Below are 14059 nucleotides of genomic sequence, written 5' to 3' on the forward strand. Positions count from 1 at the left end.
GTCATGACGCAACACTTCGATGCGATCGTCATCGGCACCGGGCAAGCCGGCCCGCCGCTCGCCGCGCGGCTGTCCGCCGCCGGGTTGAAAGTCGCGATCGTCGAACGCGGCCGCTTCGGCGGCACCTGCGTGAACACCGGCTGCATCCCGACCAAGACACTGATCGCGAGCGCGTATGCCGCGCAGATCGCGCGGCGCGCCGGCGAATACGGTGTGTCGGTCGGCGGCCCCGTCACCGTCGACATGAAAGCCGTGAAGGCGCGCAAGGACCAGATCTCCGGCCGCTCGAACCACGGCGTCGAACAATGGGTGCGCGGCCTCGCGAACACCACCGTATTCCAGGGGCATGCGCGATTCGAGAGCGCCGACGCGGTGCGCGTGGGCGACGAACTGCTCGAAGCGGGACGCATCTTCATCAACGTCGGCGGACGCGCGCAGGTGCCGCCGATGCCGGGCCTCGACTCGGTGCCGTACCTGACCAACTCGACGATGATGGACGTCGACTTCCTGCCCGAGCATCTCGTGATCGTCGGCGGCAGCTACGTCGGGCTCGAATTCGGCCAGATGTATCGCCGCTTCGGGTCGAAGGTCACGATCGTCGAGAAGGGCTCGCGCCTGATCCGCCGCGAGGACGACGACGTGTCGCAAGCCGTGCGCGAGATCCTCGAAAACGAAGGGATCGACGTGCAGCTCGACGCGAACTGCCTGAGCGCGCGGCGCGACGGCAACGGCATCGTGATCGGCCTCGATTGCGCAGGCGGCGGCCGCGAGGTCGCGGGCTCGCACCTGCTGCTCGCGGTCGGCCGCGTGCCGAACACCGACGATCTCGGGCTCGACCGCGCGGGTGTCGCGACCGATGCGCGCGGCTATATCACCGTCGACGAGCAGTTGCGCACGAACGTGCCCGGCATCTGGGCGCTCGGCGACTGCAACGGGCGCGGCGCGTTCACGCACACCGCGTACAACGACTACGAGATCGTCGCGGCCAACCTGCTCGACGACGATCCGCGCAAGGTGACCGACCGCATCACGGCATACGCGATGTATATCGATCCGCCGCTCGGCCGCGTCGGCATGACGCTCGCGGAAGCGAAGCAGACGGGCCGCAGGCTGCTCGTCGGCACGCGCCCGATGACGCGTGTCGGTCGCGCGGTCGAAAAAGGCGAAAGCCAGGGCTTCATGAAGGTGATCGTCGACGCGGACAGCCACGCGATCCTCGGCGCGTCGATCCTCGGCGTGACGGGCGACGAGGTCGTGCACGCGATGCTCGACGTGATGGCCGCGGGCGCGCCGTACACGACGATCAGCCGCGCGATGCACATCCACCCGACCGTGTCGGAACTCGTGCCGACGCTGCTGCAGGATCTGCATCCGGTCGAATGACGCGCGATGGCCAGGCGGCCGCGAACGGGTGTCGCGCGAGTGTCGGGCGGTGTGCGAAGATGGCCGCTCGCCACGACACCCGGGAACGCCATGGACCGCCTGCAAACGATGCAGATCTACGTACAGATCGTCGAACGCGGCAACTTCACGCAGGCCGCCGACGCGCTGCAACTGCATCGGCCGGCCGTCACGAAAGCCGTGCAGCAACTCGAACAGGAACTCGGCATCCGGCTGCTGAACCGCAGCACGCGCCGTGTCAGCGTGACCGCCGAAGGCGAGGCGTTCTATGCGCGCTGTGTGCAATTGCTCGGCAGCATCGACGACGCGTTCGCGTCGTTTCCCAGGCAGCGCGCGGTGCCGAAGGGCCGGCTGCGGCTCGACATCGCGCTCGCGCTCGCGAAGACGGTCGTCATTCCGGCGCTGCCCGACTTCCAGCAACGCTATCCGCAGATCGAGCTCGTGCTCGGCGCGAGCGACCAGCCGGCCGACCTGATCGGCGAAGGCATCGACTGTGTCGTGCGGGTCGGTACGCTGAAGGATTCGAGCATGGTCGCGCGCACGGTCGGCGCCGTGCCGATGGTCACGTGCGCGTCGCCCGCCTATATTTCCCGCCACGGTTTGCCGCGCACGCTCGACGATCTGCGCGCGCATCGTGCGATCAACTTCTTTACCGGCCGCAATCGCAAGGTGCTCGAATGGACATTTCGCCCGCACGGCGAAACCGTTGCCGTGAAGCTCGCGAGCAGCCTCCTCACGGACAATTCGGAAGCGCTGCTGTCCTGCGGGCTCGCCGGCCTCGGCATCGTGCATGCATTGCGGCCCGCGCTGCAGCCGAGCATCGACTCGGGCCAGTTGATCGAACTGCTGCCCGGTGTGCCGGCCGTGCCGAAGCCGATTTCCGTGCTGTACCCGAACCGCGCGCATCTGCCCGACAAGGTGCGCGCGTTCATCGACTGGCTCACCGAGCTGATCGCGCGCCGCTATCCGGCGTAGAACGGATCATGAACCTGCGCGAACGCGGTCGAGGATGACGATTCGCTTGCAGCCGGACTGCTCCGGACGAAAGTCCGGGCGCATCTTCCACGCGACCGCGTTGCATGCCTCACTTCGCGACGCGGTAACCGAGCGATCGCTCCAGGTACCGCGCCAGCTGCTCCCGGGAAAATGCCGGCTGCTCGATCCCGCTGCCCTCGAGAAATTCGATCGCATTGCGGCAGTCCCACACGTAATTGCTCTGGTAGAGCTCGGCGGTACTCATGCCGTCGCGAATGTTGTCGTCGAACAGGCTCAATAGCGGATAGAGCGGTGCGTCGACATCCGATTTCCACGCATCGAGCCATGCACGGAACGGCACGACCCGAAACCGCATGCCGAAGTAGCGTTCCAGCCTCGAGAAGAATTCCCTGAGCGTCAGGTTGGTCTCGGGCGAATTGATCAGATTGAATTTCCGCCCCAGTGCTGCCGGGTCACGCGAAATCCGCGCCAGCGCCTTCGTCATGTAATCGACGGTCGTCAGCCCTTCCCGCAGGTCGTGCAGGTCCGGCACGGTACCGAGCGCAATGCACGTCTTCACCAGCCGCCCCCACCATTGATAATCCGCGCTCACGCCGGTCACGCTGTGAAACGTCGCGTATCCCAGCCGAAAGGTCATCAACGGCAGGCCGCGCTGCTCTGCCAGATCGGCCATTTTCTCCATCACCCATTTGCTGCGCGTATAGCCGATGTCCTCGAGCACCGCCGGCAGGTTCTGATCGATGTCGTCCGCTTCGGTCATCATCGTCTTGCCGGTGAAACGATGCCCCCAGCTGTACACCGAGATCGTCGACAGCAGGATCAGCGCCTTGGTTCGCCGGCACCCGGCGAAAGCGAGGACCTCCGTCATGCCGTCCACATTGATCTTCTTCATGTACGAATAGGGCTGGATGAAATTGACCGCGCCCGCGGAGTGGTAAACCAGGTCGATTTCGTCTGCCAGTTCCGCGTAGTCGTGCTCGTTCATTCCAAAGCACGACTGAGTGATATCGCCAGCCCACACGTGGATGCGGGATCGCTCGTCCGGCTCGGGGTTCAACTCGTAGGCGCGCAGTTTCTCCTCGATCCGCGCGCCCCCCGCAGCGGCGTTCTCCGCACGCACCAGGCAATGCACCACCGCCGACGTCGTCGCGAGCAGTTCGGCCAGCAAGTGGACCCCGACAAATCCCGTGGCCCCGGTCAGCAGGATCTTGCGTGGATGCGCCAGCAGTGCCGCGTCGAAGGAGCGGCCGAAATCCGCCTGCTCCGGCACGCGGATATCATTCGCCAGCACATAAACCGGCTCGCGTTCGATCTCTGGCGCCACTGTCGCGACACGCCGCTCGATCTCGCGTGCAAGCTGTTCCACCGATTGGTGCTCGTAGACATCCCGGATCAGCATCTTCGTTCCCGCCGCATTCGACAAGGCCCTGGCGAGCTTCGCGGTCAGCAGCGAATTTCCGCCGATGTCGAAAAAATTGTCGGTCTTGCGGAAGGACGCATGGCCGATCAACGCGACGAATGCATCTGCGACGATCTGCTCGGCGGAGGTGTACGGTTCCCGCTCCGTCCGGTTGCGCTGCTCCGCACGGTAACGCTGTTCAAGCTCGGCTCGGTCGGTCTTGCCGTTCACCGTGATCGGCACGTCGTCCAGCAGCACGTAGCTGACGGGCCACATGTAATCGGGCAGGATGTGCCGGACGCTTGCCTTGAGCGCATCGACGACATGCTCGGGCGGCGCGACGGAATCGCGCGGCACGACAAACGCGACGAGTTCCTTCCCGGTTCCGGCAGCGTTGGACAGCGCCAGCACCACGGCCTTGCGTACCACGCCGGATCGGACGAGCGCGGCGTGAATCTCGCTCAGTTCGACCAGATTGCCCCTGATCTTGACCTGATCGTCCAGTCGCCCGAGGAACTGGATCGAGCCATCGTTCAGCCAGCGCCCGAGGTCGCCGGTGCGATAGATGGTCTGGCCCGGACGCTGCGGGTGCGGACGGAATTTCTCGGCAGTCAACGACGGGTTGCCCAGGTAGCCGCGGGCCAGTCCTCGCCCGCCAATGCAGATCTCGCCGACGTCGTCGCCCGTCACCGTTTCCCGAGCGTCGTTCAGGATCAGGATCTCCGTTCCGTCGATGGGCCGCCCGATCGAATCCGGAAGGCCGAGCGCCGCGCTCGGGACAACCTGACACGTCGCGAAGATCGTCGCCTCGGTCGGACCGTAGTAATCAATTACCGTGTAATCAATCGCGCCGGTATCGATCGGGCCAAGCTTTTCGCCGGCCGTGAACAGGTATTTCAGCATCAGATCCGCAGGCTGCCCGACACCCACCACATCGGCAACCATCACGGTGGGCACGTACGCATGCGTGATCCGGTGACGGGCGAAGAAACCCACCAGCGCATCGGCATCGAAGCGCGTTTCGTCGTCCGGTAGAAACAGCGTCGCGCCCGCCGAGAGGGCCGACCAGATTTCCCACTGCGACACGTCGAAGCCGAGGCCGGCCATCAGCGTCGTCCGGCTTTCGGCGTTCATCGCAAAGCGCGCATTGTGCCAATCGACGAGTGCCGCCACGGCGCCGTGTTCGACCATCACGCCTTTCGGCGCACCGGTGGAACCGGACGTGAAGATCACGTAGATCGCGCCGTCCGGCGCATCGACATGTCGCATCGCGCGCACGTCGTCCTGTTCCTCGGGTTGCCGCGCACACAGGTCGGCCACGCAAGCGAACGGGACGGTCGCGTTCCGCGGCGTCGCGCGGGTCGTCAACACGAGCTCGGCATTGCATTGCCGAAGAATGTAGTCCTTGCGGGTATCCGGATAGCGGTCGTCGATCGGCACATACGTCGCACCTGCTTTCAGGATGCCGAGGATGCCGGCAATGAAGTCGGCGTTGCGCGCCGCCTCGATCGGCACCAGGCCGCCGCGTTTGATTCCCCGTTCCTGCAATGCGCCGGCAACCGCGTCGCTCAAACGGTCCAGCGCCTCGTAACTCACGCTTTCGTGCGCCGAGACCACGGCCGGCCTGTGTCCCCCGAGGGCCGCCCGCATTTGAAATTTTCCGAGCACGTTCGATTGAGTGATCATCGTTTTTATTCCTCATATCGAAAACAACAGATCTCAATATAGGCGGCGACAAACAAAAAGCAATTTCATGCGCGGGTCATCACGCATCGCGAAACGACGACGTTGTTTGATGCGCTTGACGAAGCATTCGACGATGTACCGGGTCCGCTACGGCACACAGCCGATTGTTATTCGCCGGATAACAATCAATGAATCGGCCGCGCGTTTATCCGGCACGGGCACCCGCCTACAGTGCTCCTTCATCGACACCCGTTCATCGAAGGAGCAATCCATGTCCCGTATCGTTCGTTTCCATCGCATCGGTGGCCCCGACGTGCTGCAGATCGACAACGTCGACGTGCCCGCGCCGGGCCCCGACGAAATCCAGTTGCGCGTGAAGGCGATCGGCCTCAATCGCGCGGAAATCATGTACCGCAGCGGCGAATACACGATCATGCCGCGCTTTCCCGCGTCGCTCGGCTATGAAGCATCGGGCGTCGTCGCGGCGGTCGGCCGCAACGTAACGGCGTTCGCCGAGGGCGACGCGGTGAGCGTCGTGCCGGCCTTCTCGTTCGCCGATTACGGGATGTACGGCGACGTGGTCAACGTGCCCGCGCATGCGGTCGTCAAGCACCCGGACAGCCTGTCGTTCGAGGAAGCGGCCGCGACATGGATGATGTTCGTCACGGCCTACGGCGCGCTGATCGAACTCGGCGGGCTGCAGCGCGGCGACGCGGTGCTGATCGGCGCCGCGTCGAGCAGTGTCGGGCAGGCGGCGATCCAGGTCGCGAACGCCATCGGCGCGGTGCCGATCGCGCTGACGCGCGGCGAAGCGAAGCGCCAGGCGCTGCTCGATGCGGGCGCGAAGCACGTGATCGTCGGCAGTCCCGCGGATCTGCCGCAGCAGGTGGCGGAGATGACGGGCGGCATCGGCGCACGCATCGTGTTCGATCCGGTCGGCGGCCCCGACGCGGCGAACCTGCTGCGCGCGCTGCGCACCGACGGCACGTTCTTCCAGTACGGCGCGCTCGACACGCGCGACATCCCGGTGCCGGTGATGGACCTGCTCGCGCGCCACCTGACGCTGCGCGGCTACGAGCTGTTCGAGATCACCGGCGACGCGCAGCGGCTCGAACGCGCAAAACGCTTCATCGTCGACGGGCTCGCGACCGGCTCGCTGAAGCCGCTGATCGACCGCACGTTCGCGTTCGACGACATCGTCGAAGCGCATCGGTACATGGAAGCCGGCGCGCAGGTCGGGAAGATCGTCGTCACGGTCTGAGCGACGGACGGCGGGCGGCGGGCGGGCCGGTTGCAAACGACGGCACGCCCCGCCTGCTCGTCAGACCTCGAAATACCGCGGGCGGTCGATATCGGCCAGCAACCCCGGCTGCGTCGGCGCCCAGTCGAGCGATGCACGCGTACGCTCGCTGGTTGCGGGCGCATCCATCCCCGCGAACATCGCGAACCAGCCGAAGTGCTCGCCCGCTTCCGCCGCCGATTTCGCGACGACCGGCACGTTCAGTCGCCGGCCGATCACCTCCGCGATCTCGCGGAACGGCACACCCGTATCGTCGACCGCGTGATAGCGCCCGCCCGCCGCGCCGCGTTCGATCGCGAGCCGGTACACGCGTGCCGCGTCGAGCCGGTGCACGGCCGGCCAGCGATTGTCGCCGTCGCCGAGATAGGCCGATACGCCCTTCTCCCGCGCGACGGCGATCAGGTGCGGCACGAACGCGTGATCGCCGTCGCCGTGCACGGACGGCGGCAGGCGCACGACCGACGCATGCACGCCGCGCGCTTCGAGCGCGACCGCAGTGGCTTCGGACGCACGCGGATAGCTCGGCGACACCGCCACGTGCGGATCGTCCTCGGTCGCCGCGCGACCGGGCGCGACGAGCGCGAGGCCCGACGTGACAACCAGTGGCCGCGCCGAGCCCGCAAGCGCCGCACCGATCGTCTCGATCGCGCGGCGGTCGAGTTCGCAGTTCTGCGCGAAGCGCGAGAAGTCGTGATTGAATCCCGCGTGAATCACCGCATCGGCGGCGTCGGTGCCGCGCGTCAGGCTGTCGAGATCCTCCAGCGACCCGCTCAGCACATCCGCGCCGGCCGCCGCAACCGACGCGGCGGCCGCATCGGACCTGGCAAGACCGAGCACCGAATGCCCGGCGGCAATGAGTTCGGCAACGACGGCGGAGCCGACGAATCCCGATGCTCCAGTGACAAAGACACGCATGTTCAGCACCTCCGGATGGAATGGAGGATTACTATCTGTCGACGGCCGCTCGCGGTGAAGACGTGACGGTTTACCGGTAAACGAACTAACAGGCTATGGCAGACGGACCCGACAACCTGCTCGGCGCGTACCTTCGGGATCGCCGCGAGAAACTCGACCCGGCCGCGCTCGGCCTGCCCGTCACGCGCCGCCGCACGCCGGGTTTGCGCCGTGAGGAAGTCGCGCAGCGCGCGCACGTGAGCGCCGCGTGGTACACGTGGCTCGAACAGGGGCGCGGCGGCGCGCCGTCGGCCGACGTGCTCGACCGGCTCGCGAGTGCGCTGCTGTTGAACGAAGCAGAACGCGAGCACCTGTTCCTGATCGGCGTCGGCCATCCGCCCGAAGTGCGCTACCACGCGACCGACAGCGTGACGCCACGCCTGCAGCACGTGCTCGATTCGCTCGAAGCGAGCCCCGCGATCGTGCGCTCGGCGACATGGGACGTCGTTGCATGGAACCACGCGGCGGCCGCGACGCTGACCGACTACGCGACGCTGCCGCCCGAACGGCGCAACATCCTGCGGCTGATCTTCGTCGATCCGCGCGTGCGCGATGCGCAGTCGAACTGGAAACAGGTCGCGCGATTCGCAGTGGGTGCATTTCGCGCCGATGTCGCACGCGGCGGCGCGACACAATCCGTGCAGGCGTTCGTCGACGAGATGCGCGCGACCAGTGCCGAGTTCGACGCGCTGTGGCGCGACCACGATATCCGGGCACATGAAGAAGGCACCAAGGAGATCCGCCATCCGGCCGTCGGGCGGATCGCGCTCGAATACTCGGCGTTCGCGGTAAACGGCCGGCCCGACCTGACGCTCGTGATTTTCACGCCGGAGACTGCCGCCGATCGCGCACGCGTCCGGACGCTGGTTGCGGCGCGCGAAAAAGCCGGCACGGAACACGCGTCGGCCGCGTAACGACGCCCCCACCGAAACGCGCGACAACGGCCGGCCCCGCGCCGCGTCAGCCGCGCCCATCCGTCCCCGCCATCCCGCGTCGACCCATCGTAATCCGCACTGATTCCCAGTCGAATATTTAATTTTCACCTGGTGTAGCGCGCGCTTACCCTTTCGGCATCGCATCTTTGGGCCACCGGCCCCCTTGGAGCATCCCGATGACCGACCCCGGCACCGCGCAAGCCGTCCACCGCCCGCACGCGGCTTCCGTGTCCTATGGCGCACTGGCGCTGCTGGTGCTGGCCGGCCTCAACCTGCGTCCGTTCCTGACCGCGTTCGGCCCTGTGCTCGACGTCGTGCGCACCGACACGGGCCTCGGTTTTCGCGCGGCCGCGCTGCTGACCACGTTGCCGTTCGTGCTGATGGGCGTCGTCGCCGGGGTCGGCGTCGGACTCGCGCGGCACTTCGGTGAGAAACGCGCGTTGACTGCCGCGCTGGCGCTGATCGCGGCCGGCTGCACGGCGCGCCTGTGGACCGGCGGCAGCGCGGGCCTGATCGCGACCGCGATCGTCGCAGGCGCCGGGGTTGCCGTCGTCCAGGCGCTCGTGCCCGGCCTCGCGAAACGCTGGTTCGTCGACCGGCTGCCGCTCGCGATGGGCCTCTATTCGGCCGCGCTGGTCGGCGGCGGCGCATTCGGCGCGGTCGCGGCGCCGTGGCTCGCGGCGCACGGCGGCTGGCATCTCGCGCTCGCCGTATGGGCCGTGCCCGCGCTCGTCACGCTCGCGCTGTGGCGCACGAAAGCGCCGCGCGACGCCGTGCATGCGACGGCCGCCTCGGCGCCGATCACCGCGTTCGCACGCATTCCGCGCGCATGGCAGCTCGCGCTGTTCTTCGGCCTCAGCAACAGCGGCTACGCGAGCCTCGTCGCGTGGCTGCCCGCGTTCTACCGCAGCGTCGGCATGAGCCCGCAGGCGAGCGGCAACCTGCTCGCGTGGATGGCGCTGTTCCAGGCGATCGGCGCGCTCGCGATGCCGATGTTGGCGAAACGTTCGCCCGACCGTCGCAACGTGCTGTGGCTCACGCTCGCGCTGCAGGCGGCCGGTTTCGCCGGGTTCGCCACGCTGCCCGCGGCCGCGCCGTGGTTCTGGGTCGCGTGCGCCGGCCTCGGTCTCGGCGGCTTCTTCTCGATGAGCCTGATCGTCACGCTCGACCACCTGCCCGACGCGCGGCTCGCGGGCGCGCTCGCGGCCTTCGTGCAGGGCGTCGGTTTCCTGACCGTCGCGGCGAGCCCCTGGCTGATCGGCTGGCTGCGCGACGCGGGCAGCGGCTTCGCGATCGCGTGGTGGATGCATATCGCCGTGATCGTGGCGATGGCCGCGCTGAACGCCGCGTTCTCGCCCGCCGGCTACCGGCGCAGCATGGCGCGCATCACCGGCGCCGTTCACTGAACCGCATTCCCTGATCGGGACGATCGCCGGCCGCTTCAGGCGATGTCGTCGATGCAGGACGTGCTTCGCGGGTTGCCGCAGATGTCGCTTGTCGACCCCAGGCAGCCGGTCGCACGCTGCAAAGGCAGACGCCGGCGACTAGTCCGAACAGGCGCGAAGCACCTCCCGATGCCCACACCTAAGTAGGGAACTTCCCCATCTGGACCGTCCGGTGCCTATGCCATACTCCCCGCAACGTGCCGACGAGCGTGCGATTCCACCAAAATCATGTCAGCCCTGTTTCGCAGGAGGATAGGCAGCATCCTGGGATTGCTTGCAATCCTGATGGCGGCGCTCGCGCCGACGATATCGCAAAGCCTCTGGTCCGAGCATCAGTTCGACGCTGTATCCGGGGCGTTCTGTACCGCGCGGAACGGCGCGGACGTTGCGGGCCCCGATCACGTGTCGCTGCCGGAGAAGGCGGTCCACTGGCAGGCATGCGCGTACTGCGGGCTGCTTGCCGACATGCCCGCATTACTGGGCGGGACCTCGGGGTTCGTGCCGACGGATTGGCCGATTCATCCCGCGTCGTCGCCAGCGTTTCGGACACCCCACAGCGTTTTCCACTTCACTGCGGCCCAGCCGCGTGCGCCCCCGTTTTCATCCTGATCGAGTCAGCCCGACGGCGATGCAGGTGTCATTGCATCGCCATGTCCTCGCGCGTCCTTTGACAGGCTCGCGAGCACATTAGCGCCTCTCGCAAGGATCAAATCATGCGCACCCTCATTCCTGCACGCGGCAGTATGCCGATGCTTGCGGCCCTCATTGCTGCGGCCACTATCGCCATCCCGCTTCTGTTTCCATCGCTTGCATCGGCGCACGCGATCGCCGGCAACCGGGTTTTCCCGGCGACGATGGCGGTCGACGACCCCGGTGTCGGCGACGAAGTCAATCTCGAATTCGGCCATGTCAAATCGCTGACCGACGATGGCGACGAGCAGAACACCAACACGACGACGCTCGAGTGGGACAAACTGATCACGCCCAGTTTCGCCCTGTCCGTGGTGGGAACCTACGTCAACGTCAACGCGCCGAATGGCGGTTCGGCCCGCGGATTCGACAACTTCGCGATCGGTGCCAAATACCGCTTCTACGTCAACGAAAAACACGAGTTGATGGCCTCCGTTGGCGCGGTTGCGGAACTGGGCGGCACCGGATCGAGGTCGATCGCCGATGCACACTCGGCGATCACGCCGACGCTATACGTCGGCAAGGGATTCGGCGATTTTCCGGATAGCCTGAAGTACCTGAAGCCGCTCGCGATCACCGGGACCATCGGTCCACGCCTGACGATGAACAACGCCGATCCGGATTCGTTGAGCTGGGGTGTCACCGTGCAATACAGCCTGCCGTATCTGCAGAATGTCGTGCAGGACGTGGGGCTCAAGGCACCGTTCAGCAACCTGATCCCGGTCGTCGAGTTCCCGATGAGCACCTGTACAGGCGGCCCCTGTTCGGGACATACGACCGGCAGCATCAATCCCGGCCTGCTCTGGGTCAACCGATGGGGCCAGTTTGGCGCCGAAGCGGTCATCCCGGTCAACCAGGCAAGCGGAAAGGGGGTTGGCGTCCTGTTTCAGGCACACCTGTTTCTGGACGACGTGATGCCCCGCTCGCTTGGCAAGCCATTGTTCGGCAAAGGGGAATAGCCATGCCAGCACTCAAGCGACTTCGTCACGGCTTGCGCGCAGCAGCCATCGCTACCGGTATCTCGATCGCGTCGATGGCATTCGCGCATGTGTTTCCGCACCATCAGTCACCGTCGGCGGGCGCCGAAGTGGCGGCGCCGGCAAGCGTGGCGATCGAGTTCGACGGCCCCCTCGAACCCGCGTTCAGTTCGCTGAACGTCAGCAATTCGAATGGCAAACAGATGAATACTGCCAAGGCCGAAGTCGATCCGAACGACAGGAAGTCGATACATGTCGCGCTGCCAATGCTGCCGCCCGACACGTACACGGTGCGTTGGGTCGCAGTCGCGTCGGACGGACACCGCACACACGGCGACTATTCGTTCAAGGTGAAGTAATGAACCTGGCGACGGTTCATGCATCGATCGCAGTAGCAGTAGCAGTCGCGAACAAGTATTTCTCGTTCGACATCTGCAACTGAAAACGCGCCCGGTCGCACCCGCAGGCAAACGCGAAGGGGCGTCGCGCACGAGCGCGCGACGCCCCTTCTTCGTTTCCGGCAACCGGCTCGCCGATGCAAGGAATGCTGCGTCGATTGTGGTGGACGCCGCTTGACGACCTGTTGCGGTCCGTCGCCGATGCTTTCGGCAATGGCCGATATGCAATCGGCAAGCGGTCGCTACCGAGCGGGCCCGGGTATCCAGACCGATCAGGTTCCGGGCGCGGGCATCTCCGGCAGCGCAATCTCGACGCCACGGCGGTGCAGTGCCGAGAGCACGTGATACACGACCTTGAAGCACATCACCGGCAGTGCGGCGCGCCAGCTCCCCCGGAGATTGCCTGCCAGCAGATTGACGATGCCGTCTCGCATCCACAAGCGATTGGACGGTGCCATGAACAGCGTACGCATGACAGGATCGTTCACTCGATAGATCAGCCAACTGATCCGATCCATCGCCTCCGACAGTTCCTGGTTGGCTGCCTGCGCAAGCTTCTTTCCTCGCACCGGATCGTCGAGCCAGACGTGGGCGGCCTCCGCGCCGAGTTCTCCGCCAGTCATCGCCATCAATACGCCTGTCGAGAACATCGGATCAACGAATCCGTACGCATCGCCGATCATCAGAAAACCGTTACCGTTGCCCTCGCGCGCGCGATAGCTGTAATTCGCCGTGCTGTAGACGTCCGATACGCGCTGTGCGCCTTGCGTGCGAGCCGCGACGGTCGGGCTCGAAGCGATACGCTCGGTCAGCAGATCAGTCGGCGTTCCGTTGCGCCCCTTCCACGCCGATTGATCGCCGACAAAGCCAATGCTCATCGTGTGATCGGGTAGCGGGATCAGCCAGAACCAGCCATCCTCCGCAAGATGAATGCTGATGTAGCCCGCGAGTTCGCCTTCACGACGCTCTACGCCAGTGAAATGCGCATAAACGGCCGCCGTGTTGTTGTATTTGTTCGAGGTCTTGACCTTCATCCGCGACGCGAGAAACGTATCGCGACCCGAAGCGTCGAGCACGTAGCGCGGATACCATTCGCGGGTGGCGCCCGATTCGTCTTGCGCGGACACGACGTGACGTCCGCCGGCATCGTCCAGCTCGATTTTCGTGACACGAGTACGCTCGACACACTCGGCCCCGCACGCGGCGGCGTGTCTGAACAACAACGCATCGAGGTCCGCACGCCGTACTTGCCACGCGTGCGTACGGTCTCGATTCAGTGCGTTTTCGAACGGAAACGCGCAGCTGCGACCCGTACGGTCCGAGACGAACTCTGCACCCGGCTTATGGACACCGATCTCGCGTACCTGATCCAGAACACCGAGCCGCTCGAATATGTCGAGGTTACGGGGCAGCAGGCTTTCGCCGATATGGAAGCGCGGATGGGCTTCCTTCTCCACGAGCACGACGTCGCGTCCTTTCATCGTCAGGAAGGCCGCCGCCGTCGCACCGGCGGGCCCGCCGCCGATGATCAGCACGTCAGGCCGGCTCGAATCGCATTTCGATGAGTTCATTGCGCTCGCTTCCAAATAAGGGCGTATTCATGGACCAAAGCAAAAATGCGATGGCTGATTTCGGGAATCATCGTGTTGTTGGGAGGTGCTTGACTGTCTGGCGTGCGAAACCGCCGAAGGGGCGCACGGAGATTCAGTGGCCCGGCTCGGCATTTTTTTCCTGTTCGACGCAATTGCAAGCAGTCCGACAGGTTTCAGACAGCGTGCCCTGACCGATAGTACTATTTTGCCATCGCGAACAGTCTGCGCGTTCGTGCAATGGGCGCGCGTGCAAGCAGAAGCGGACGTTCCGGATCGGCGCACGAGT

The 14059-nt window shown here is 65.5% G+C and carries 11 protein-coding genes; 8 read left to right on the top strand and 3 right to left on the bottom strand.

All coding sequences use genetic code 11. The features are described 5' to 3' along the window. The first annotated feature begins 3 nt into the window (after positions 1 to 3). Complete coding sequence (locus R9B84_RS31195; RefSeq protein WP_423761303.1) at positions 4 to 1383, top strand: FAD-containing oxidoreductase; 1380 nt, start codon at positions 4 to 6, stop codon at positions 1381 to 1383. Between the two features lie 90 nt (positions 1384 to 1473). Then, positions 1474 to 2376 (top strand): LysR family transcriptional regulator, encoded by a 903-nt coding sequence (locus R9B84_RS31200; protein WP_423761304.1) that lies wholly within the window; start codon positions 1474 to 1476, stop codon positions 2374 to 2376. Between the two features lie 109 nt (positions 2377 to 2485). Here the strand turns inward: R9B84_RS31200 and R9B84_RS31205 are convergent, their stop codons facing one another. Next, positions 2486 to 5482, bottom strand: a complete 2997-nt coding sequence (locus R9B84_RS31205) for an amino acid adenylation domain-containing protein (protein WP_423761305.1) — start codon at positions 5480 to 5482, stop codon at positions 2486 to 2488. A 271-nt stretch (positions 5483 to 5753) separates the two neighbouring features. On the opposite strand from R9B84_RS31205, the gene R9B84_RS31210 reads away from it, so the two are divergent. Next, positions 5754 to 6743 (top strand): zinc-dependent alcohol dehydrogenase family protein, encoded by a 990-nt coding sequence (locus tag R9B84_RS31210; RefSeq protein ID WP_423761306.1) that lies wholly within the window; start codon positions 5754 to 5756, stop codon positions 6741 to 6743. A 60-nt stretch (positions 6744 to 6803) separates the two neighbouring features. Here R9B84_RS31210 and R9B84_RS31215 read toward each other — a convergent pair whose 3' ends face one another. Continuing rightward, the gene (locus R9B84_RS31215) at positions 6804 to 7697 is read right to left on the bottom strand and encodes an SDR family oxidoreductase (protein ID WP_423761307.1); all 894 of its coding nucleotides are present in this window, start codon (positions 7695 to 7697) and stop codon (positions 6804 to 6806) included. A gap of 95 nt (positions 7698 to 7792) precedes the next feature. On the opposite strand from R9B84_RS31215, the gene R9B84_RS31220 reads away from it, so the two are divergent. The 5 genes from R9B84_RS31220 to R9B84_RS31240 all read left to right on the top strand — a co-directional run bounded on the left by R9B84_RS31220 (position 7793) and on the right by R9B84_RS31240 (position 12142). Beyond that, positions 7793 to 8650, top strand: coding sequence for a helix-turn-helix transcriptional regulator (locus tag R9B84_RS31220; protein WP_423761308.1), 858 nt, complete (start codon positions 7793 to 7795; stop codon positions 8648 to 8650). Positions 8651 to 8847: 197 nt separating this feature from the next. After that, complete coding sequence (locus R9B84_RS31225; RefSeq protein ID WP_423761309.1) at positions 8848 to 10077, top strand: cyanate transporter; 1230 nt, start codon at positions 8848 to 8850, stop codon at positions 10075 to 10077. 267 nt (positions 10078 to 10344) lie between these two features. Next, on the top strand, positions 10345 to 10725 hold the full coding sequence (locus R9B84_RS31230; RefSeq protein ID WP_423761310.1) for a DUF2946 domain-containing protein: 381 nt from the start codon (positions 10345 to 10347) through the stop codon (positions 10723 to 10725). A 104-nt stretch (positions 10726 to 10829) separates the two neighbouring features. Continuing rightward, on the top strand, positions 10830 to 11765 hold the full coding sequence (locus R9B84_RS31235; protein WP_423761311.1) for a hypothetical protein: 936 nt from the start codon (positions 10830 to 10832) through the stop codon (positions 11763 to 11765). A 2-nt stretch (positions 11766 to 11767) separates the two neighbouring features. After that, positions 11768 to 12142 carry a copper resistance CopC family protein gene (locus tag R9B84_RS31240; protein ID WP_423761312.1) on the top strand — a complete coding sequence of 125 codons (375 nt, stop codon included), beginning with the start codon at positions 11768 to 11770 and terminating at the stop codon, positions 12140 to 12142. Between the two features lie 311 nt (positions 12143 to 12453). Here R9B84_RS31240 and R9B84_RS31245 read toward each other — a convergent pair whose 3' ends face one another. Continuing rightward, the gene (locus R9B84_RS31245) at positions 12454 to 13752 is read right to left on the bottom strand and encodes an NAD(P)/FAD-dependent oxidoreductase (protein ID WP_423761313.1); all 1299 of its coding nucleotides are present in this window, start codon (positions 13750 to 13752) and stop codon (positions 12454 to 12456) included. Positions 13753 to 14059 lie beyond the last annotated feature (307 nt).

Origin of the sequence: Burkholderia sp. NLJ2, from assembly GCF_049487195.1 — a bacterium.
GTDB classification, from domain to species: Bacteria; Pseudomonadota; Gammaproteobacteria; order Burkholderiales; family Burkholderiaceae; genus Burkholderia; species Burkholderia pyrrocinia.